Origin of the sequence: Methylophaga lonarensis MPL, from assembly GCF_000349205.1 — a bacterium.
Lineage (GTDB): Bacteria > Pseudomonadota > Gammaproteobacteria > Nitrosococcales > Methylophagaceae > Methylophaga > Methylophaga lonarensis.
Window position 1 is genome coordinate 1 of sequence record NZ_APHR01000064.1, and the last position, 22,049, is coordinate 22,049.

Consider the following 22,049-nt stretch of genomic DNA (forward strand, 5'->3'; position numbering starts at 1 on the left):
CGGACACTTTGACGGCGTTGCAACCGTGGTGACCAAACTGTTCAATCTGGTTCAAGCGGATATGGCCTTGTTTGGTGAAAAGGACTACCAGCAGTTATTGATGATTCGTCGTCTGGTTGACGATCTCAACCTGCCGATTGAAATTATCTCGGTGCCCACCTGTCGCGAACAGGACGGTCTGGCGATGAGTTCACGCAATCAATATCTATCGGAGTCAGAGAGAGCCATTGCCCCTCAGTTGCATCAATGCCTGTTGCAAGTCGCACAAGCCTTGCAATCTGGCGCCAGCAACTGGCCTTTGGTGTTGCAGGCAGGCCTGGAACAGCTCAATAGCGCAGGATTCACCCCGGAGTATCTGGAGATTTGCCGGGCAGAAGATCTGCAAACTGCCGTGGCTGGCACTGACACCCATTTACGCATATTGACAGCGGCCCGACTTGGTCAAGCACGTCTTATCGACAATATTGCCTGTGACCTTGCTTGATATCATTGAAAAAGCGATAATACTTGGCTGTTTGACTGAAGATTGCCGAACATGCAACTGAATTTCCTGAAAGCAAAATTACATCGTGCCTGTGTCACTCACTCCGAATTGGAGTACGAGGGCTCGTGTGCGATAGATGGCAAGTTGCTTGAAGCTGCTGGCATTCATGAGTACGAGCAGATCCATATCTACAATGTCGCCAATGGTGAGCGTTTTATCACCTATGCCATTCGTGCAGAAGATGGTTCCAATATCATTTCTGTCAACGGTGCCGCGGCCCACAAAGCTTCACCAGGGGATCGCATCATCATCTGTGCCTACACCACATTGCAGGCCGATGAAGTTGCCGATTTCAAACCGACCCTGGTGTATCTGGACGAGACCAATACCATTACCGGCATGCGCCATGCTATTCCGGTTCAAGCGGCCTGATCACTTCGTCACAATACCGTCATCAAAGCATCATTAATCTGTCATTTGCACTCAGTATTATTCCGCATCAGGATAATAACGAGAATGACAGCAGATGCTCAACATTGAACAAGCCGTTCAACAAAAATTCCCCGGATTTGCTCAGCAAAAAACCTGGATAAAAAAGCCCACTCTGGGCTTTTTGCGTAAATTGACCCACGAACCTGAGGTCAATCAGTTCCTGTTGCAGCATCAAAATCTCAAAGGTTTTGATTTTCTTGATCAAGTGCTGGATTACTTCAACTTCAGCTATCGGGTGTCTCATCGTGAACGGGACAATATTCCGGCAACAGGTCGGGTGGTGATTGTAGCTAATCATCCCTTGGGAGCGCTGGATGGTCTGGCGCTACTGAAGCTGGTGAGTGAAGTCCGACGCGATGTGCGAATTGTTGCCAACGACATGTTGATGCAGTTCGACGCTCTGCAGTCATTGTTTTTACCCGTGGATAACTTGTCCAAATCGACTCGCAAAAGCGGTATCGCCGGAATCATTGATGCCTTGAATGCTGAACAGGCAGTCATTGTATTTCCGGCGGGTGAAGTGTCACGCATACGTCCCAACGGCGTGCGCGATGGACGCTGGAACACCGGTTTCCTGAATTTTGCCCGTAAGACTAACGCGCCTATCTTGCCGGTGTATATCGGTGCCAGAAACTCATCTCTGTTTTATGGCGCATCGATGGTCTACAAGCCGCTTGGCGGGATGCTATTGGCCCATGAAATGTTCAACCAGCATGAAAAAACCATCAATATGCGGGTTGGCGCACCGATTCCGTTCCAGCACATTCAACAGCTGCCGTTGATTAAAACGGAACAGGCCAAATTACTGCGTCGTCACCTGTATCGTCTGGCAAAAGGCAAAAAACCGCTATTTGCTACTGAACAAACCATTGCCCATCCGCAAGCTCCAAGGGAGATCCGAAAGGAGCTGCAACAGGCTGAACTGCTGGGTGAAACCGCCGATAACAAAAAAATCTACCTGTTTGATTACCGGCCGGATTCCGCAGTGATGCATGAGATCGGCAGGCTTCGGGAAATCACTTTCCGTCAAGTCGGGGAGGGCACTGGCAAAAAGCGTGATCTGGATGAATTTGACAGTATTTACCGACACTTAATCCTCTGGGATGAGCAAGAGCTGGAAATTGCCGGGGCTTATCGACTGGCCGATGTGGATAATATTCTGAGCCACGCTCATGGCCGGATTTACACCCAGCAGTTATTTGAATTTGATGGGAATCGCATGGCCCCTTATTTTGCTCAGGGGATTGAGCTTGGCCGCAGCTTTGTCAGTCCCAAGTACTGGGGCAAGCGCAGTCTGGATTATCTCTGGTATGGCATTGGCGCTTACCTGAAACGCTATCCGCACATACGCTATTTGTTTGGTCCGGTCAGTCTCAGCAACAGCTATCCTGACTTTGCCAAGGCGCTGATTGTGAATTTTTATCAACGTCACTATGCCGATAAGCAAGGGCTTGCCAAGGCAAGAACGCCATATGTGATGGAAGCGAATCTGGCAGAGCTGGTGGATCAGACATTGCTGCACAATGATGCCGACACCGATTTTGCTGAACTGCGCGAGCAACTGGCACATATGAATGTCACAGTGCCGACGCTTTACAAGCAATATGCTGAAGTATGTGAGCCGGGCGGTACCCGATTTATTGACTTTAATGTGGATGCCGACTTTGGCCACTGTATTGATGGTCTGGTACTGGTGGATTTACACAAACTCAAGCCGGCTAAACGCAAACGCTACCTTGGCGAATAAGTTCGGTCAGCGTCCGTGGCAGCGTTTGAATTTTTGGCCACTACCGCAAAAGCATAAGCTATTGCGTTCTGGTTTTATTGGCTTGAGCATCACGCCGTCCAGGTAATACCAGCGCTGTTCGATCTTGCAAAAGCGCGATCGTTCGTGCAGTTGTCCCAGCGGCGTGTCTTGATACCAGGCAACAAACTCAACCGTTGCTTCATCATTGCCGTCGAAGCTTGATTCAAGCACTTGCAGTCCAAGCCATTGTGTCTGCTCAATTGTCTGTTGCAGCTGCTCACGATCGTCCGACTGCCGCATCGCCGGTGCCAGAGTTTCCAGCAGGTAATCAGTCTTGCCCAGCGCAAACGCGCAATAGCGCGAACGCATCAGGCTTTCGGCATTTTGTGCAGGCAAGCCATCGTGCAATGGTTGGCAACAGTGCTGGTAGTGTCTGCCACTCAGGCAAGGGCAGGCGAAGTCAGTCATCGAAGCTCAACCGATACAGATCCGGGTGTATGAATTGATATGCCAACCGTTGTTGCACTTTCTGATTGCTGACGATTTTCCAGTCTTGCGGCGTGTCATCGTCCAGACTTTTGGGTTCAGGTAAACCAAGCTGAGCTGCCCAGTACCCATAAAACTCGCGCTTGGCAGGGTGGAAATCTGCGCAGCCGTTATAGACTTCCCCCCACGATTGCTGCTGAATAATGGCGTCGATGATGCCTAGACAATCATCCAGGTGAATCAGGTTTACCGGAGCAAGCGGTTGGCTAATTACTTTGCCCTGACTGAAAAACCGTCCGGGATGTCGGCGGCCACCAATCAGTCCGGAGAAACGCACAATCGTGGTAGTGAATCCCTCGTGTGTCTGTAGCAGTTGTTCAATCTGCCACAGTGCACTGTCAGGGTTTTCTGCCGCTTCATCTTCACTCACCTGACGATTCAGGTTCAGATACACCGATGTTGAGCTGACCATCAGTACTTTCTGCACTGGCGAGCTTGCAATAGCCAGTGCCAGTTTTTGATAAGCATCAAAGTCTTTGCCGGTGATATTGATGATGAGTGTTTCACTATCGAGGAAGTCTTTCGGGATAGCTAATTGCGTATCAACAATATAGCCGGTGGCCCCGTGTTGACTGAGTAATGGCAGCTTATCGATGTTTCGAGTGGATGCCTTGACTGCATACCCCTGTTTGACGAACATGTCGATGAGTGGCAAACCAAGCCAGCCACTGCCAAGAATACTGATTGAGTTTTTCATCATGCCTTGCGTGTTTAGGAGAAAAGCACGGTTGCAATGAAACCGGCCATAAGCACGTAATATAACATCGGCAGCAAGGTGAGTCGGATGATCTCGCCTTCACGTCCTGATAGATTCACCACCGCGGCAGCGGCCACAACATTCACCACGCAAATCATGTTGCCAGCGTTGGCACCCAAAAGTTGCAAGGCAAGAATGACCTGTTCAGGCAAGTCGGCTTGTATGGCGATGGATTGCTGAAAACTGGCAAACATCAAATTTGAAAAAGTGGCCGAACCCGCAATAAACGAGCCCAAAGCCCCCAAAGCGGGGGCCAGCCAGAACCAATAATCAGCAAGATTCTCAGCGGTGATCACAGCCAGTTCCATCGGCATTGCCTGCAAACCGGCATCGTTAACATCAGAGTGCAGAAATATTCGCACCATGGGAACTGCAGCAGCCAGCGCGATGCTGGAGGGTAACAGCATACGGCCACTGTGTAGGACTGCCTTGTGCAAATGTGAGGTTTTGCCGCCTTGCAGCAACAGCGTGATAAGCGCGGTGACCACAAACAGAAAGCCCGGCAAGTAAAGCGGCGCCACCGAAGCAGAAATTTGAGTCGACAAGATCTCATTCCAGTGAATTTGCACTGAAGACAGCAATGCTTTGAGCGGTAAAAAATCCAACCTTGAAACAATCAGCAAGCCGGCAATCAGCAGATAAGGCACCCAGGCGCGGAAAAGACTGAGTCCGTGACTGCTGGTACTCAGCCTGGAATGAATTTGTTCTGATGATTGACGTAATGCATCATCTTTTGAAAAGTACCAGACAGTTTTGGGAAGCAACCAGCCTTTTTTGATGAACAGTGTGACGATAGCCAAACCGGCCATGGCGCCCAGGATAGAGGGAAATTCTGGCCCCAGAAAACGGGCAACTGTCCAGGCGGGCAGCAGAAAGGCCAAACCAGAAATCAGTGCAAAAGGCGCGATCTGTAAACCGGGTAACCAGCTGCGATCCTCACCAAAAACTCGACATAGTAGCAGGCACATGATCACTGGCAGTAGCGAGGCAACCAGGATATCAATGGCAATTGCTGTCAGGGCAATTTCCATCAGTGCTGATTCTGAAACAGAATCAAGTCCTCGGCCCATGCCGATAATGACCGGGGTGCCCACTGCGCCAAAAGAAACCGGGCTGGAATCGGCAATTAATGTCAGCACAACAGCTGCCAGTGCGGGGAAGCCAAGCGCCAGCAACAAGGGTGCGGCGATTGCTGCAGGCGTTCCAAAACCGGCGGCACCTTCGAGAAAACAGACAAACAACCAGCCAATCAAAATCGCCTGAACCCGTCTGTCTGGTGAGATGGTACAAAATCCGGCCCGAATTACGGCAATGGCGCCGGTTTCCCGAAGTACATTGAGCAGCAGGATGGCACCGAAGATGATCCATAAAATGGATGCACCAATCATCAAACCTTCTGCACTGGCTGCTGTCAGTTGACGGACAGGCACTTGCCAGAAAAAGAAGGCAAACAGGGCAAATATTGCCAGACTGAGTGGCATGGCTCTGGTGGCCGGCATACGAAACACGACTAACAAAAGCAGTACGGAAAAGACCGGCGTTAGTGCGGTGACAAGTTGTAACGGACCCATGAAAGTACCTAGTAAGGCAATGCAGATGATCATGTTACCGTACAATCATCTTGGTCAACTGCAGTGTAGTATCTTCAGTCATAAGCACAAACGACGATGAAAGATACTACCCTTGGAATTTGTGGCAGATCTCTATCAGAATACGGTTAAGCCACTTATCAACAGAACGGAAAAGCAATGAGTAAGGATTATCAGAAAATTGTTGAATCTGCCCATGCCTTGCATGGCGATCATGTGCTCGATGCCTTGGAGAGTTCATCACATGGCCTGAGCAGTGACGAGGCCACAAAAAGGCTCGAACAGCATGGTCCTAACAGCCTGCCAGCGCCAGAAAAAGAAGGCTTGCTGAAACGTTTTTTCAAACACTTTCATGACTTGCTCATCTATATCCTGATTGTCGCGGCGCTGGTCACAGCTTTACTGGGGCACTGGATTGATACCGGGGTGATTCTGGCGGTAGTGGTGATCAATGCCATCATCGGTTTTATTCAGGAAGGTAAAGCCGAACAAGCCTTGGCCAGTATTCGAAAAATGCTCTCGGCACTGGCCCATGTGCACCGTGACGGACACTGGCGAGAAATCGAGGCGGAAACGCTGGTTCCGGGAGATGTGGTGCGCTTGAAGTCCGGTGATCGCGTACCGGCTGACCTGCGGCTCATCAATGTCACCGACCTTCGAATTGAAGAGTCGGCATTAACCGGTGAGTCTGTACCCGCCGACAAAACTACCGAGGCCGTTGAGGCGGATGCCGGAGTAGGAGACCGTCATGGCATGGCCTATTCCGGTACCTTGGTCGCCGCCGGGCGTGGTCTCGGCGTAGTGACGGCAACCGGTGCTTCGACACAAATCGGTCAAATCAACCAAATGATTGGTGAAGTGCAAACGTTGGCGACACCACTGACCCGGCAGATGAATGAGTTTGGCAAGGTGCTCTCAGTGGTGATTGTTGGCCTGGCCTTTGCCATGTTTTTAATCGGCTGGTTGTTACATGACTTCAGTGTTAACGAGCTGTTTCTGGCGGCAATAGGCTTTGCGGTGGCCGCTATCCCCGAGGGCTTGCCTGCCATTTTAACCATTACCCTGGCCCTCGGTGTGCAGCGTATGGCGATTCGTAATGCCATCACCCGCAGACTCAATGCAGTGGAAACCCTGGGATCTGTCACTGTGATTTGCTCTGATAAAACCGGCACCCTGACCAAGAATGAGATGACGGTGCGTCATGTGGTGACGCGTGCTGCTCGTTATGATGTCAGTGGAACCGGCTATGCGCCGGAGGGTGAAATCAGTCTCGACGGGCACATTGCTGAGCTGTCAGCACATGACGATTTGCATGCGCTTGTTGAAGTCGCCAGTGTCGCCAATGACAGTCATGTTGCCAGGCACGAGGGTATCTGGACTTTAACAGGTGAACCGACCGAGGGGGCGCTGTGCACACTGGCCTTGAAAGCAGGTTTTTGCTCAGACGACTATCAGCGTCTCGCCAATATCCCATTTGAATCTGAAAACAAATTCATGGCAACGCTCAGTGAAACCAAGCAAGGCCAGCGCCGCATTCTGCTCAAAGGTGCACCGGATCGCTTATTGGACCGTTGCCAATATCAGCGCAGCGCTAACGGCACAACGGAGCCACTCGACAAAGCATTCTGGGAGATGGAAATAGATGCACTGGGCGCAGAAGGATTGCGTGTGCTTGCGGCTGCAGCCCGAGAGCTTGAGTCAGAGCATGATGATCTTAAATTGACCGATCTTGATAAGGATATGGTGTTTCTGGGACTGATTGGCATTATCGACCCGCCACGCCCAGAAGCGATTGCCGCGATTAAAGCCTGTCATCAGGCAGGTATCAGAGTGAAAATGATTACCGGTGATCATGCCGGTACAGCGATGGCCATTGGCCGCGAAATGGGCATTGGCGATGGTCAGCATGCCACTACCGGCGCTGAAATAGAAACTGCAACCGATGAGCAGTTACAAGCGCTGGCACACGACAACGATATCTTTGCCCGAACCAGTCCAGAACATAAATTACGACTGGTCAAAGCTTTGCAGGCACGCGGCGAAGTGGTGGCGATGACCGGTGATGGTGTCAATGATGCACCGGCGTTGAAGCGCGCCGATGTCGGTGTCGCCATGGGCATCAAGGGCACGGAGGCGACCAAGGAAGCTGCTGATATTGTGCTGGCTGATGACAACTTCAGCTCCATCGAAAAGGCAGTTGAAGAAGGCAGAACCATTTATGACAACCTGAAAAAAGCCATTCTGTTTATTCTGCCGACCAATGGTGCACAAGGATTAGTCATGCTGGCGGCAGTGGTGTTCGGACTGGTATTGCCACTCACACCGGTACAAATTCTCTGGGTGAACATGGTGGTGGCGGTCACCCTGGCATTGGCACTCGCCTTTGAACCTGCCGAACCGGAAGTTATGCAACGACCGCCGCGAGATCCGGCTGCATCGATTATTGATGCCGGTTTTCTCTGGCGCATAGCTTTTGTGTCTCTATTAATCGGTGGCGCCACATTGATGGTGTTTCAGTATGAAATTGCCATGGGTATGCCATTGGATGTGGCAAGAACCATGGCCGTCAACACGCTGGTATTTGGACAGCTTTTCTATCTTTTCAACAGCCGTTTCTTGCGTGAATCGGCCTTGAGATTACCGTTGCTGTTTAGTAATCGTGCCGTCTGGATTGCGGTCAGTGTTCTGATCGTGCTGCAACTGCTGTTTGTGCATGCGCCATTCATGCAGCTCTGGTTTGGCACGGCAACGCTGGAGCTTAGACATTGGTTGATCCCGGTCGGTATCGGCTTTGTGGTGTTTCTGGTAATCGAAACAGAGAAATATTTGCTGCGCCGCTGGGCGGTTAAATAGCTGTGAAACTGGCTGATTTTTGGCCTGTCACGTATGATGCCTCCGGCGTCGATTATTGATAGATTTAAGGTCGCATCAAACATGCGTAATCGTGCTGTGATGGTTATTCACAGATATTCAATCTCATGCACAAACTCCTGTGACTCATAAAAGCTTTTAGATGATGGATTGGTCAGACCAGAATACTGCTGAACTTGAACAGATAATCTTGCAGGCCAAGCTTTCTGAACCACAGGAGAGAACCCTCAAGCTCAGTTTTCAGGAACAGGTCGTTTGGCTCAAACAAGCCGAGCAGCCACGCAATCTTCGCTGGCAGCAGTTAGGCCGAGTGATGGCAAAGCTGACCGGTAACAAAATGTTTGTTTCAGCACTGGGGTTGGGAGGGGAGCAGGCACTTGAGAAAGAGGCTGCTCGACTGAGGATGCTGGCTGAGGCCGGTATTTCAGTACCGATAGTGTTAAAACAGACCCGGCAATGGATATTACTGAGTAATGTTGGGCCTGCCGTTCATAAATGGTTACGCCGACCTGATAGTCCGGCTGCTCTGAAGCGAACTATTGTGCTTAAGACTGCTGAAGCCATGGCACAACTTCACCAGCTCGGCTTCTGGCATGGTCGTCCGGCACTGCGTGACATGGCCTATGATGGCGCACAGATCAGTTTTCTTGACTTTGAAGAGGATCCAGCGGCCTTGATGACGCCAGAACAATGCATGGCTCGTGATGCATTTCTGTTTGTCCATAACCTGTATCGAAATCTCGCTATCAGCGAACCGCAGTTACTTGACGAAGTGATTGCGCAGTATCGCAGTCAATGTCCACAAAACGTCTGGCTTGCCACCCGGAAAATGGTCAAGACCATGTGGTTCAGTTACTATCTTCTTAGATTGCTTAAACCGCTCTCTGGCAAAGATGGGCGTGCCGCCTTGTTTGCCTTTGAGGTATTTCGTGCGGCTTAATAGCGCATCGACTTCAAAACTATCGGGAACTGTTGGTTTTTCAAAAAGTCCCATTCAAGCAGACACTTATCTGCAAATTAATAAAAAAAACAAATCATGAAATTATTTAAACGGACGTTATTTGCACTTTTAATGGGGCCAGCGGTGGTCTCGGCTGACGGTGTTTTTAAACCGGGTGATGAGCTGTTATTGCAGACTTCGCTCTGGACCACGCACTACAAAAGTGACCCGGATCACAACGAACATCAGAAAATGATCAACCTTGAATGGTATCTGCCGACTTACATGGAGCCGGAATGGTTGCAGGCAGATGATCCGGACAGTTGGCGTAATGATGTGCGTTGGATGGTTGGCGCGGCCAACTTCAGAAATTCATTCAGTCAGCGCAGCACCTACGTCTATGCTGGCGGACGCTACCATTTCCCCATGACAGAAAACACTCGGGCCTACGTCAAACTGACAGCGGGTCTGCTACATGGCTATCGTGGCAAATACCGTCATAAGATTCCGCTCAACAATCTCGGGGTCGCCCCTGTCATCCTGCCGGCGGTGGGTGTAGAGGTCCACGACGTTAATCTTGAGTTGGTTCCTTTTGGCGCATCAGGTGTGATGGCCAATATTGGTTATTATTTCCGATAACGCCGATACAGCAGCACGCTCAATATCAACAACATCAGCACTATCAGCACTACCGACGCGGGCGGCATGAACCCGCTGCTGGCATTGACCGGCTGCCGCTGTTTTAAATGTTCCGGAAAAGCCCTTGGCGGTGATTCAACCGTTTGCCAATCGTTGCGATTGTCAGGCGTGCGTTCAATGTATTCCCAAATATCATAAGCCGGTGCACTGCCAGCGGCTCTGCTGGAAGGGATTTGCGGAATACTGACAAACCACAGCTGCTCGATATCGTTGACCAACTGTAGCTCAAACGTGCTGAGCTGGCGGTTTTCCGGGTCAGTGAGAATAGCCAGCAAATCACGGGCAGCGCTATCGAACGCCTGAGCAGGGTACAGCCGAGTTCGTTCCGTCATCATGTAGTCGTAGGCTTTGCGAGCCTCAGTCAAGCTTCGCTCACTGGTCAAAGCCAGAAAATAGGCAGCCACTGCTTTGAGCCTGCCCTCACGTCCCCGCATGGGGATTGACCAACCCAGCGCACGAAAGATATCCATGCTGACGCCAGCACAGTTAAACGCTGCGTGGTTGTAGACAAAGTCATGTTGATAAAAGTGATTAAAAACTTCATTGACCGAGAATTGATAGGCCTCCGCCAGTCGACTGTCTGACATCACCGCTACCAGCATGTAGGACGGACGATAATAGTTCTGACCGCTGTTGAGATCAGCCAGATAGTTATCCATGGGCGTCGGTGCGGCGATAATAGCCTTTTCGTTATAACTGTCGAGGTTGTAGAAGTTATTCACTAACCAGTGACGGTAGCTGCCATCAGCCATGAATCGACCGGTCACTACTGCAAAGTGCCCAGCCATTGCTTCGTCATCATCACCTTGAGCGCCATTGAGCATCAGTCCTATAACGGCCTCGGGTGTCGAAGAACGAAACCCTGCGCTACGCTGCCAGATCAGTCTGGATTGATGCGTTTGATCAGCGTCTCTGACCAGCTGCTCAACAGATTCCCCCCGCTCGAGACTTTTCAATGGTTGGCTAAGATTCAATCGAAAGTCATTGGGCCAAACGGTTCTGGCGATAAACCCGCCTTTGCCATCCGCTTCGCCGCGGATATTGAGTGAACGTTTATTAAAAAACTCAGTGGTGTCCTGGTTCCAAAAAGCCTGATTAGCAGGAATTTGTTCGGTCAGTGTCAATGGAATTCTTTTGCCAGTGGACAGACGAAGTTGAGCGCCATCGGCAATTAAGCGGACATTTTTCAATTGCAGAGATGATGCCAGCCAGATGGGCGTCGGTTTTAGCGGAATTTCAGGAACGCTTGTCAGCCAGTCAGGTCTGACCGCGCTGTTCTGATCAACAGGCACTGTTGCAAGTGCAATGATTTCGTCCTGAAAATACCAGGCAGCAGCGGGCACAACAGGGCAGTCTTCCATGACTGATGTACAGATATGTAGTTGTTCCGATGGCGTCAGTCCCAGCCAGTCTGCGGAAACTGTCTGTGGCAGGGTTGTCATAAGCAGGCATAGCAAGGTGATGATGGAGCTTGAGCTGCGGGTCATCGGTATTTTGTGTCCGTCGTTAACTGTTAGTTGTGGAAAGTTCGCGAGTTCATGTTCAGGATAAGCAAACTTCGTCTAGTGTACCTGTCGCCACAGAAAAATCTGTAAACCAAGTGGCTGCAATGCAAAATATCCTTGTTGGTGACGCCATTTATTCATTGGGCTTGTCTATACTGTGATGAGTCTTTCAAAAGGATCACTGCCCAAAAATGACTGAGCCGACACGTAACAAACGCCCAATGGGAACGGCTTTTACCATCGCTTTCTGGATTCTGTTACTGATCGGGCTTGCTCAAATCTTTGGAGACTATCTGGATCGGCGCAATAATCCGAATCGTCACCTGGCGGCGTTTGATATCAGCGAAGGTAACGAACTGGTACTTCAACGTAATCAACGAGGCCATTATCTTGCGCCTGGCTTTATTAATGGTCATCAAGTGCAGTTTCTGGTTGATACCGGTGCCACCAGTATCAGCGTTCCGGAGTCAGTGGCCAAAGCCGCGGGTTTGGAGGAAGGCAGGCGAGGCCTGGTGTCTACGGCCAGCGGCGTGGTGCATGTCTATCAAACCCAAATTGAAGAGTTACAGTTGGGGCCAATACGCATGCGTGATGTTCGAGGCCATATCAATCCTCACATGCCGGACAACACGGTATTACTTGGCATGAGTTTCATGCGGGATCTGGAGATCATCCAGCGTGACGGCACGCTGACCTTGCGAGTGCCGGAATAGCTAACATAACGCGCTGAGGCACTAAGACTATCTATGTTTTATGGCATTTGCCGATGGTTTTCTGACGCATTTGATGCTGAAAATCTCAGTATTGATGACACACTGATAATAAATTTTGTACATCAGAACCTAACAATATCCCTTGCAAACCCGCACCAACACTCATTATGAACAGATAGGATAAAGAATCCAGTTTTTCTTGGTTTGGTTTGATCAACCGATTTCCTAGTATTCGCTTGCACTCAGCGAATACAGGAGATAACAGGGTGAACACAAAACTCAAACCACTTAGAAAACACTTGTTGCTGGCAGGGCTTGTCGCTTTGCTGCCTGCAACGTCATGGGCTTATGCCGGCAGTGATGCCGAGCGTATCCAGAAACTTGAGCAACAGGTCAATCTGTTGCTGGAGCGACTGTCGGCCCAGGAATCACAACTCAATCAACAACAGCAGGACATCAGCGAGACCAAGGCCGCGACCAAGGGCAATGTCATTGCCAGCACCAACGGTCGCAGTTTGACCTTTAAGGATGCCGATGGCGATTTCAGCTTTACTGTCGGCGGGCGCCTTCAAGCCGATGCCGTTTATCACAACGAAGATGATATCAAGCTCGGTGATGGCAGCCGGTTCCGACGGGCATTTCTGGATATCCGCGGTACTGTCTATCGTGACTGGAACTATCGTTTCCAATACGACTTTGCCAGACCCGGTGGCAGTGACAACTCACAGCGCGGTATCCGCGATGCCTACGTTCAATACACCGGCTTCACTCCAGATATTACTGTGGGGCAGTTCAAGCAGCCGTTTGGCCTCGAGCACCTGACCAGCAGTCTCAACACCACCTTTAATGAACGCGCGTTGACCAATGTGTTCAATCCGGATCGGGCGATCGGTCTGGGGCTGAGCCATGGTGGCAGCAACTGGAGTCTGTCGGGCGGCGCTTTCGGCGAAAAAGCCGAGGTTGATCCGGCTGATGAAGGTAACGAAGGTTGGGGGCTTGTCGCGCGCGGTACTTTTAACCCAATCATTGAAAAAGATCGTCTGGTGCATCTGGGTGCAGCCGTTTTGCACCGGAATCCAGAAGAGGGGGACTTGCGCTTTCGCGAGCGACCTGAAGCCAATGTCACCGGGGTGCGTTTCATTGATACCGGCACCATCGGCAATGTTGATGACTATCAGCAATACGGTCTCGAAGCGGCAACGGTACTGGGCCCATTCTCATTGCAAAGTGAATATATCAACACACGTGTGCAACGGGGTAGTGGCGATAAAAACCTCAACTTTAATGCCTGGTATGTCTATGCCAGTTACTTCCTGACCGGCGAGTCACGTGGCTATAACGCCAAGAGCGGTGCTTTTGGTGCTGTACGGCCGAATTCAACTGTTGGTCAGGGTGGTATTGGTGCCTGGGAAGCAGGCATTCGATATAGCCGTGCTGATCTTAATGATGGCAGCTTCATCGGCGGTGATCAGGACAACCTGACGCTTGGCGTCAACTGGTATGCCACCGACAACATCCGCTTCTCAGCCAACTACATCAAGGTGCTCGATGTCGACCGTCCGGGTAACGCTGCAGATGGCGAAAAGCCGAGCATTTTTGCCCTGCGTGGCCAAATTCATTTTTAAACCCTTTTGAAAATCTAACTTTAAGGAATAACCACCATGAAATTAAAACAATTGATTATTGCCCTGCCACTGGCACTGAGCGCAGTGAGTTTTTCGGGTATTGCCCACGGCAGCGACAACTTGCTGAACGTGTCCTACGATCCGACCCGTGAACTCTATCGTGAATATAACGCATGGTTCGCGGAAAAATGGAAAAGCGAAACCGGCAAGTCACTGAACGTGCGTCAGTCACACGGCGGTTCTGGCTCACAGGCCCGGGCCATTATTGATGGTCTGGATGCCGATGTGGCAACACTGGCACTGGCTTATGATGTTCATGCCTTGCATGCTCGCGGCAATCTGATCCCCGAGAACTGGCAGGAACGTCTGCCTGGCAACAGCTCACCATACACTTCAACCATTGTATTGCTGGTCAGAGCCGGTAATCCGAAAAACATCAAAGACTGGGATGACTTGATTCGTGATGATGTGCAGGTCATCACACCCAATCCCAAGACTTCAGGCGGGGCACGCTGGAACTATCTGGCGGCATGGGGTTATGCCGAGCAGAAATATGGCAGCAAGGAAGCTGCTTACGACTTCGTCAAGAAGGTCTATGGCAATGTTCCGGTACTGGATCCAGCCGCACGTGGCGCGACCAATACCTTTGTCCAGCGCCGCATTGGCGATGTATTCATTGCCTGGGAAAACGAAGCTTTCCTGTCGGTAGAGCAGTTGGGACGTGGTCAATATGAAATCGTCGTCCCTTCGGTCAGCATTCTTGCGGAACCGCCGGTCACGGTGGTGGATGCCAATGTTGATCGCAAAGGTACCCGTGAACTGGCAGAAGCTTATCTGCAAGGGCTGTACACGGACGACGCTCAGCACCTGGCGGCCAAGCACTACTACCGTCCTTCAAACCCAGACATTGCAGCGCAATATCAAGCGCAGTTTCCTGAGGTGAATCTGTTCACCATTGATGAAGTATTTGCCGGCTGGGATAACGCACAGCAAACGCATTTCAACGATGGCGGAGCATTTGATCGGATTCTGGAAGAGCTGGCTCAAAAACGCTGAACGTAAACATTGAACCACACACTTTGAAGATGTTGTCCCTGCGAGGGGACAACATTGTGTTGTAAAGGAGAAGCTGAATGTTCAGCACTGCACAGGCTAAAAGCGTTATCCCCGGTTTTAATATCACCATGGGATTTTCGCTGCTGTATTTGACTTTTATTTTTCTGATCCCGGTTGGAGGGCTGTTGTTGTACACCTCATTGATGAGCTGGGATGAATTCTGGCGAGCAGTCAGTCATCCACAGGTGGTTGCGTCATACAAATTGTCGTTCACCGCTTCATTTATTGGGGCGTCGATCAATCTGGTGTTTGGCTTTCTTGCCGCGTGGGTGCTGGTGCGTTACCAGTTCCCGTTCAAGCGCATTATTGATGCCTTGATTGATCTGCCCTTCGCCTTGCCGACGGCTGTGGCGGGGATTGCCCTGGTGACCCTGTATGCCAGTACTGGCTGGGTGGGACAGTATTTTGAGTTGTTTGATATTCGCATTGCTTACACGCAAATCGGTGTGGTCATCGCATTGACTTACATCGGCTTACCGTTTGTGGTGCGTACCGTACAGCCAGTGCTGGAGGATTTTGAAGCAGAACTTGAAGAGGCTTCGGCTGCCTTGGGTGCTTCACGCCTGACCACGGTGATTAAGGTCATCTTGCCAGCGTTATTACCGGCTTTGCTAACAGGCTTTGCGCTTGCTTTTGCCCGGGCCCTGGGTGAATACGGTTCAGTGGTATTTATTTCCGGTAATCTGCCTTATGCCACTGAAATCACGCCGTTACTGATTGTCGCCAAAGCCGAGCAATATGATTACAACGGCGCGGCAGCGATTGGCACCGTGATGCTGGTGGCAGCCTTTGTGCTGTTGTTGGTCATTAACTTTCTGCAGTGGTGGTCCAGCCGCCGCTTTTCACATTAAAGGGGAATGCAGTTATGTCGACTGTAACCAATGCTTCGGCGTTGCCGCTGGACCGATCAGGTTTGTGGCGCCGTGCCACTGAAGAACCGCAATGGGTCAGACGAACATTAATAGGCACGACGTTGGTTTTTCTGTCCATGTTTTTAATTTTGCCCTTGGTCGTAGTGTTGTATGGCGCTTTTGAACAGGGTTTGAAAGTCTGGTTTGCTGCTATCAATGAACCGGATGCTGCCGCATCGATTCGACTGACTTTATTAGTGGTGGCCATCGTGGTGCCTATTAATGTCGTGTTCGGAGTGGCTGTTGCCTGGGCTATCGCCAAATTTGAGTTTCGTGGCAAGACCATTTTGATTTCAATGATTGATATGCCGTTCGCCATTTCGCCGGTGGTGGTCGGTTTGATCTTTGTCATTTTGTTTGGCTCCCAGGGATGGCTGGGCAACTGGCTCAGTGCTCATGATCTGCGCATTATCTATGCCGTTCCCGGCATCATTATTGTCATTGCCTTTGGCACCTTGCCGTTTATTGCCAGAGAGCTGATTCCGCTGATGCAGCAACAGGGTAAACAGGAAGAGGAAGCTTCACTGACTTTAGGTGCCAGTGGCTGGAAAACCTTCTGGTATGTGACCCTGCCCAATATCAAGTGGGGACTGTTATATGGCGTGATTCTGTGTAATGCCCGGGCGATGGGGGAGTTCGGAGCGGTGGCCGTGGTGTCTGGCCGTATTCGCGGCGAGACCAACACCATGCCTCTGCATATCGAGGTGCTCTACAACGAGTACATGTTTACCGCAGCGTTTGCCGTGTCGTCGCTATTGACCGGACTGGCACTGGTGACCATCGCCATCAAGAGCTTTATTGAGTGGCATGAGAACCGTAATCGCGTTACTGCCTGACAATCAACCCATTATCAAGAGATTTTGACATGAGTATTCGAGTAGAAAATATCAATAAAAAGTTTGGTGACTTTGTGGCGCTGGACAATATCAGTCTGGAATTGCCTGAGGGTCAGTTGACTGCACTGTTGGGACCTTCGGGTTCGGGAAAGACCACGTTACTTCGTATCATCGCCGGGTTGGAACAACCTGATTCCGGCAGCATTGCTTTTTATGGCAAGGACCAGACTGATCAGCATGTCAGTGAGCGTGGCGTGGGCTTTGTGTTTCAGCACTATGCTTTATTCAAACACATGACAGTGTATGAAAATGTTGCGTATGGTTTGACTGTCAAACCGCGCAAGGAACGCCCGAGCAAGGCCGAGATCCACAAAAAGGTCATGAGTCTGCTGGAACTGGTTCAACTGGACTGGACCGCTAATCGTTATCCTAACCAGTTATCGGGTGGTCAGCGACAACGTATTGCGCTGGCCAGAGCGCTTGCCGTTGAGCCCAAGGTGTTATTGCTGGATGAGCCGTTTGGTGCACTGGATGCCAAGGTTCGAGCCGAGCTGCGTCGCTGGCTGCGTAAGTTGCATGATGAAATTCATGTGACCAGCGTGTTCGTGACTCATGATCAGGAAGAAGCATTAGAAGTTTCAGACCGTATTGTGGTGATGAATCAGGGCAGAATCGAGCAGGAAGGTACGCCGGATGAAGTTTATGAGCAGCCAGCGACTCCGTTTGTCTATGGCTTTCTCGGTTCGGTCAACCTGTTTCACGGCCGTTTTGAACAACATCAGATTGTGGTGGGGGCAGACGCCATTGAACACCGTGATGAAGCGCTGATCCATGGTACCGATGTATTTGCTTTTGCCAGACCAAATGAGCTGGAAATTATCACCGATGTTGATGCGACTAATGGTATTTTGGCAACAGTAACGCAGGTGCTGGCTTATGGGCCGCAACCCCGAGTTGAACTCGAAGGTGTCAATGAGATAGGGCAGCCGCAACATTTTCAGGTGGCATTGCCACCGGAGTCCATCAAAGGGCTTGCACTGCAAATTGGCCAACGCGTCCGTCTGGTTCCGTCAAGGCTCAAGGTTTTTGAACGTGATAGCAGTGCAGTGGTAGCAGGGGATAAGACAACGTGAATTTCCAACAACTGAGAATTATTCGGGAAACGGTAAAACATGACTTCAATTTGACCGAAGTCGCAAATCATCTCTACACCTCTCAGTCAGGTGTGTCCAAGCACATCAAGGATCTCGAAGATGAATTGGGTGTTGAACTTTACATCCGAAAAGGCAAACGCCTGACCGGGCTCACCGAGCCTGGCAAGGAGATGTTACCGATTGTTGAACGGATGTTGCTTGATGCCGGTAACGTTAAGCGACTGGCTGAGCATTACAGTCAGCGGGATACCGGTACTCTGACGCTGGCCACCACGCACACGCAGGCTCGGTATGTGCTGCCACAGGTGATTACGCCGTTTAAATTACGATACCCCAAAGTACATCTGAAACTGCATCAAGGCAGTCCCGATGAAATTGTAGAAATGCTGGTGGATGGTCGGGCCGATATCGGCATTGCGACCGAGGCTTTGGGCGATATTCCGGAGCTGGCCAGTTTTCCTTATTACAGTTGGCACCATGCGGTGATCGTACCTGTCGATCACCCCTTGTCTAAACTGGATAAATTGACGCTGGCGGATCTGGCTGCCTGGCCGATAGTCACCTATCACGAGGGCTTTACCGGCAGGGCCAGCATTGATCGCGCTTTTACCCATGCCGGGATAGAGCCTGATGTGGTGATGTCAGCGCTGGATGCTGATGTGATCAAGTCATACGTCGAGCTGGGGTTGGGGATCGGCATTGTCGCCGCCATGGCTTTTAACGCTGAGCGTGACAATCAGTTACAACGCATTGACACGGCTCACTTATTTGATGCCAATCAGACCAAGATTGCGGTCAGGCGGGGCCACTATTTGCGGCAGTTTGCCTATGACCTTATCAATCTCTGTGCGCCTGAGCTGGATATCGAGCAAATGCGCAGAGAAGTAGCGATCTGAGTATTAACCAGACTAAGGCTGACAACAAACCCGCCTGCATTGCTGCTGTGCGGGTTTTTTGTATCAACTGGTCTGCCTCGCTTAGCAATTTTCCTGCAAAGCAAAGCGTTTTTTCTTGGTTCTGTTGATAAAGCCAGCGACCTATCATGTGCTCACTATCACTGACAGCAAACAAGGAGCACAACGATGAGTATCATTGCCATCAACAGTCGAAACCAGTTCAAAGGCGTTATCAAGCAAATCAAGCGAGGTGACGTGGTTTCTGAAGTCGAGGTCAACACCGGTGCGGGTATTATCACCTCGGTGATTACTACCTCTTCACTGGATGATTTGAAGCTCAAGCCCGGATCAGAGGTTATTGCGCTGTTCAAATCAACAGAGGTCGCACTGGCCAGTTTTAGTAAAGTGTAGTTTGCAGCCATGTCTTCAAAATTGCTGACAGTTCCCGGCTATCACGGTAGTTGTGAACATCACTGGCAGAGCTGGTTGGAACAGCAATATGTCCTGGCCGAACGAGTCACTGGTATTGACTGGGAACAGCCACACTTGCTGGTTTGGGCTCAGGCCATTGAACGGCAGATCGTTGAGTCTAAACAGCCGGTGATACTGGTTGCGCACAGCTTTGGCTGTCTGGCTGCTACTCTGGCCGCTGTTCGACATCCAGCCAGGATAGCCGGTTTGATTCTGGTGGCACCGGCTTCGCCAAAACGTTTCGGACAACAAGGCTTCTTTGGAAGCAATACCGAGTATGGGCGTGATATCAGCCAACTCTTACCGCAACAGGCATTGCCGGGTCTGGGTTTGATGATTGGCAGCGAAAATGATCCATGGATGGACATCGATTCGGCCAGATATTGGGCACGAGTCTGGAATCTGGCTTTTTACAATGCAGGCAGGCTTGGACATATCAACGTTGATTCAGGTCATGGCTCGTGGCCCCTGGTGAAAGAATTCACCGATGCTTTGCTGGAAGCACTGGCACCGTTGCCTGGCGAAGATATTAGCTATCTGGGCCGCTGGAATCGCTTGCAGCGAAGCCCAGGCCTTGGTCGACAGTTCGCTGCGCAAAAAAAGCTTGAATACGTTTAATTACTGACATGGAAAATTTGATGACTTTGGGCAAAGCCAGTATCGCGGTGAATTTCAATCGGTAGTCACCATTAAATCATTGAGGCTGGTCTTGCCAATTTGTTCAGGCATAAAGCTGACCTCATATCACTCTGTATATATAATTTGCCAGCTCGCTGAGCCTCTGAGCATAGCGACTAAAATCCACAATTGAGAGTCGGATGGAAATCAACAACCACAAAGAAGTGCTTGAGCAGTCGCAGCCAGTCAGTTTTCGTGAAGCCTTCTGGTTCTGGCTAAAACTCGGCTTTATCAGCTTTGGCGGCCCGGTAGGCCAGATCGCCATCATGCACACCGAACTGGTCGATAAACGCCGCTGGATCAGTGAAAAACGCTTTCTGCATGCGCTGAATTTCTGCATGTTGCTGCCAGGGCCGGAGGCAATGCAGTTGGCCACCTATGTCGGCTGGCTGCTGCACAAAACCCGCGGCGCTATTGTTGCCGGATTGCTGTTTATTCTGCCGTCATTGTTGTTGCTGATCCTGTTGGCCTGGTTGTATCTGGCTTATAGTGACTTGCCGGCGGTCGCCGCGGTGTTGTACGGCATCAAGCCTGCCGTAGTGGCTATCATATTTTTTGCTGCTTACCGCATTGCCAAAAAGACCATCAAAACACCACCCTTCATGGTGATAGCGCTGCTGGCGTTTGTGGCCTTGTATCTGTTGCACATTGCCTTTCCACTTATCATTCTCAGTGCCGCGCTGCTTGGTTTTATTGTCGGAAAAAGTCAGCCTTCTGCTGCTAAAGCGGTGTCAGTGACCAAGGCCGAACCAACAGCAATGGGCCATACACGGTTCAGTTGGCGGCATAGTGCTACAGTGCTGTTGGTTGGCCTCGCGTTGTGGTTACTGCCGATGCTGTCGTTGTATCTGACACTGGGCTGGGATCACAGCCTGACGCAGATGGGCTGGTTTTTTACCAAGGCAGCCTTTTTGACCTTTGGCGGCGCCTATGCGGTTTTGCCTTATGTTTATCAGGGGGCGGTCAGTATCTACGGCTGGATAACGCCGGTACAGATGATGGATGGTCTGGCACTTGGGGAGTCCACACCCGGACCTTTGATCATGATCGTCGCATTTGTCGGTTTTATCGCCGGTTACACGGAAGCGTTCTGGGGCCCTGATGCGTCACTGACCGCCGGTGTCATGGCGGCGATCCTGGTCAGCTGGTTTACCTTTCTACCGTCGTTTGTCCTGGTATTGCTTGGTGGACCGATGATTGAGTCCAGTTATCAGACAGCGGCGCTGGATGCCCCTTTGAGCGGGATCAGTGCGGCGGTTGTTGGTGTGGTATTCAGTCTGGGACTGTTTTTTGCCGAGCATGTGCTTTGGCCGGAGCAAGCTGCAATTGATTGGCCTTCGGCGCTGATCATGCTGTTCAGTCTGCTGGCCCTGATCAAGCTGCGGTTAGGCATTATTCCGGTGCTGGCGATCAGTGCTTCAGTTGGTGTTGTGCTGCTGCTTGCTGGCCTTGCCGGCTAACCTGCCTGCCGGTAGCGTTGGTGCAAAATGCCAACGCGTTCAACATAGACTTCGGTTTCGGCATAGGGCGGAATGCCGTTAAAGCGACGAACCGCATTGGGACCGGCGTTATAGGCGGCTGTCGCCAGGCGAACATCTCCATTGAACTGGCGTAACATTTGCGCCAGATATTTCACACCGCCTTCGATGTTTTGACGCACATCAAAGGCATTTTCGACACCCAGATCTTTGGCGGTGCCAGGCATCAGTTGCATTAGGCCTTGTGCGCCTTTGCTGGACAGGGCTCTGGCGTTGAAGGCGGATTCTGCATGAATGACCGCACGCACCAGTGCCGGGTCGATCTGATAGCGGGTTGCCATACTGACCACGATATCAGCATAGGCTTGGGTATTAAGTGCGACAGAGTGCCAGTCGACACTTGAGCCAGGATCACAGGCGAAGCAGTCGTAGCGGATAATTTCAAACTGTGCCTGTGCCGGTTTCTGATCGGAAAATACAAAGCCATCACCTTCATCAGACAACGACTTGTAGATAACCGTCGGGCGTCTGGTGTCCAGAC

Annotated in this window: 21 protein-coding genes; 16 read left to right on the forward strand and 5 right to left on the reverse strand. The window is 50.9% G+C overall.

The genetic code is table 11. The annotated features are described in order from the left end of the window. The 3 genes from MPL1_RS11005 to MPL1_RS11015 all read left to right on the forward strand — a co-directional run. Window positions 1–484, forward strand: a 484-nt coding sequence (locus MPL1_RS11005) for a 4-phosphopantoate--beta-alanine ligase (protein ID WP_009727209.1), incomplete at its 5' end; no start/stop codon positions are given. A 51-nt stretch (window positions 485–535) separates the two neighbouring features. Next, window positions 536–916: an aspartate 1-decarboxylase gene (gene panD / locus MPL1_RS11010; protein WP_009727210.1), complete on the forward strand. Its 381-nt coding sequence runs from the start codon at window positions 536–538 to the stop codon at window positions 914–916. A 94-nt stretch (window positions 917–1,010) separates the two neighbouring features. After that, window positions 1,011–2,723 (forward strand): GNAT family N-acyltransferase, encoded by a 1,713-nt coding sequence (locus tag MPL1_RS11015; protein ID WP_009727211.1) that lies wholly within the window; start codon window positions 1,011–1,013, stop codon window positions 2,721–2,723. 6 nt (window positions 2,724–2,729) lie between these two features. On the opposite strand, the gene MPL1_RS11020 is transcribed toward MPL1_RS11015, so the two are convergent. Genes MPL1_RS11020 through MPL1_RS11030 form a run of 3 tightly spaced genes read right to left on the reverse strand, consistent with a single transcriptional unit; the run spans window position 2,730 to window position 5,630 of the window. Next, window positions 2,730–3,191, reverse strand: coding sequence for a YchJ family protein (locus MPL1_RS11020; protein WP_009727212.1), 462 nt, complete (start codon window positions 3,189–3,191; stop codon window positions 2,730–2,732). Then, the gene (locus tag MPL1_RS11025; protein WP_152417663.1) at window positions 3,184–3,969 is read right to left on the reverse strand and encodes an SDR family oxidoreductase; all 786 of its coding nucleotides are present in this window, start codon (window positions 3,967–3,969) and stop codon (window positions 3,184–3,186) included. Before MPL1_RS11025 ends, MPL1_RS11020 begins: the two co-directional genes overlap by 8 nt. An 11-nt stretch (window positions 3,970–3,980) precedes the next feature. Beyond that, window positions 3,981–5,630 carry an L-lactate permease gene (locus MPL1_RS11030; protein WP_009727214.1) on the reverse strand — a complete coding sequence of 550 codons (1,650 nt, stop codon included), beginning with the start codon at window positions 5,628–5,630 and terminating at the stop codon, window positions 3,981–3,983. A gap of 144 nt (window positions 5,631–5,774) precedes the next feature. Here MPL1_RS11030 and MPL1_RS11035 point away from each other — a divergent pair, with 144 nt between their 5' ends. The 3 genes from MPL1_RS11035 (at window position 5,775) to MPL1_RS11045 (ending at window position 10,065) form a co-directional block, all read left to right on the forward strand. Beyond that, complete coding sequence (locus MPL1_RS11035; RefSeq protein ID WP_009727215.1) at window positions 5,775–8,468, forward strand: cation-transporting P-type ATPase; 2,694 nt, start codon at window positions 5,775–5,777, stop codon at window positions 8,466–8,468. A 160-nt stretch (window positions 8,469–8,628) separates the two neighbouring features. Further along, entirely contained in the window at window positions 8,629–9,426 is a 798-nt protein-coding gene (locus tag MPL1_RS11040; RefSeq protein WP_009727216.1) for a BUD32 family EKC/KEOPS complex subunit, read from the forward strand. A gap of 96 nt (window positions 9,427–9,522) precedes the next feature. Beyond that, the gene (locus MPL1_RS11045) at window positions 9,523–10,065 is read left to right on the forward strand and encodes a hypothetical protein (RefSeq protein ID WP_040577121.1); all 543 of its coding nucleotides are present in this window, start codon (window positions 9,523–9,525) and stop codon (window positions 10,063–10,065) included. Here MPL1_RS11045 and MPL1_RS11050 read toward each other — a convergent pair. Then, a complete protein-coding gene (locus tag MPL1_RS11050; protein ID WP_009727218.1) occupies window positions 10,053–11,612 on the reverse strand; it encodes a hypothetical protein in 1,560 nt (519 codons plus the stop codon). The genes MPL1_RS11045 and MPL1_RS11050 overlap by 13 nt on opposite strands. Window positions 11,613–11,821: 209 nt before the next feature. Here MPL1_RS11050 and MPL1_RS11055 point away from each other — a divergent pair, with 209 nt between their 5' ends. The 10 genes from MPL1_RS11055 to chrA all read left to right on the forward strand — a co-directional run bounded on the left by MPL1_RS11055 (window position 11,822) and on the right by chrA (window position 21,490). After that, on the forward strand, window positions 11,822–12,343 hold the full coding sequence (locus MPL1_RS11055) for a retropepsin-like aspartic protease family protein (protein ID WP_009727219.1): 522 nt from the start codon (window positions 11,822–11,824) through the stop codon (window positions 12,341–12,343). 266 nt (window positions 12,344–12,609) lie between these two features. Continuing rightward, window positions 12,610–13,968 carry an OprO/OprP family phosphate-selective porin gene (locus tag MPL1_RS11060; RefSeq protein ID WP_009727220.1) on the forward strand — a complete coding sequence of 453 codons (1,359 nt, stop codon included), beginning with the start codon at window positions 12,610–12,612 and terminating at the stop codon, window positions 13,966–13,968. A gap of 36 nt (window positions 13,969–14,004) precedes the next feature. Further along, complete coding sequence (locus MPL1_RS11065; RefSeq protein WP_009727221.1) at window positions 14,005–15,024, forward strand: sulfate ABC transporter substrate-binding protein; 1,020 nt, start codon at window positions 14,005–14,007, stop codon at window positions 15,022–15,024. Between the two features lie 77 nt (window positions 15,025–15,101). Further along, entirely contained in the window at window positions 15,102–15,935 is an 834-nt protein-coding gene (cysT, locus tag MPL1_RS11070) for a sulfate ABC transporter permease subunit CysT (protein ID WP_009727222.1), read from the forward strand. Window positions 15,936–15,949: 14 nt separating this feature from the next. Continuing rightward, entirely contained in the window at window positions 15,950–16,831 is an 882-nt protein-coding gene (gene cysW / locus MPL1_RS11075; RefSeq protein WP_009727223.1) for a sulfate ABC transporter permease subunit CysW, read from the forward strand. A 29-nt stretch (window positions 16,832–16,860) separates the two neighbouring features. Next, a complete protein-coding gene (locus MPL1_RS11080; RefSeq protein ID WP_009727224.1) occupies window positions 16,861–17,964 on the forward strand; it encodes a sulfate/molybdate ABC transporter ATP-binding protein in 1,104 nt (367 codons plus the stop codon). Beyond that, a complete protein-coding gene (locus MPL1_RS11085; RefSeq protein WP_009727225.1) occupies window positions 17,961–18,881 on the forward strand; it encodes a CysB family HTH-type transcriptional regulator in 921 nt (306 codons plus the stop codon). The genes MPL1_RS11080 and MPL1_RS11085 overlap by 4 nt, the downstream gene beginning before the upstream one ends. Window positions 18,882–19,067: 186 nt before the next feature. Next, window positions 19,068–19,292 (forward strand): TOBE domain-containing protein, encoded by a 225-nt coding sequence (locus tag MPL1_RS11090; RefSeq protein ID WP_009727226.1) that lies wholly within the window; start codon window positions 19,068–19,070, stop codon window positions 19,290–19,292. Window positions 19,293–19,301: 9 nt separating this feature from the next. Next, window positions 19,302–19,970: an RBBP9/YdeN family alpha/beta hydrolase gene (locus MPL1_RS11095; RefSeq protein WP_009727227.1), complete on the forward strand. Its 669-nt coding sequence runs from the start codon at window positions 19,302–19,304 to the stop codon at window positions 19,968–19,970. A gap of 200 nt (window positions 19,971–20,170) precedes the next feature. Then, window positions 20,171–21,490 (forward strand): chromate efflux transporter, encoded by a 1,320-nt coding sequence (chrA, locus tag MPL1_RS11100; protein WP_009727228.1) that lies wholly within the window; start codon window positions 20,171–20,173, stop codon window positions 21,488–21,490. On the opposite strand, the gene MPL1_RS11105 is transcribed toward chrA, so the two are convergent. Further along, window positions 21,487–22,049, reverse strand: a 563-nt coding sequence (locus tag MPL1_RS11105) for a lytic transglycosylase domain-containing protein (RefSeq protein WP_040577122.1), incomplete at its 5' end; no start/stop codon positions are given. The two genes, chrA and MPL1_RS11105, sit on opposite strands and share 4 nt — an antisense overlap.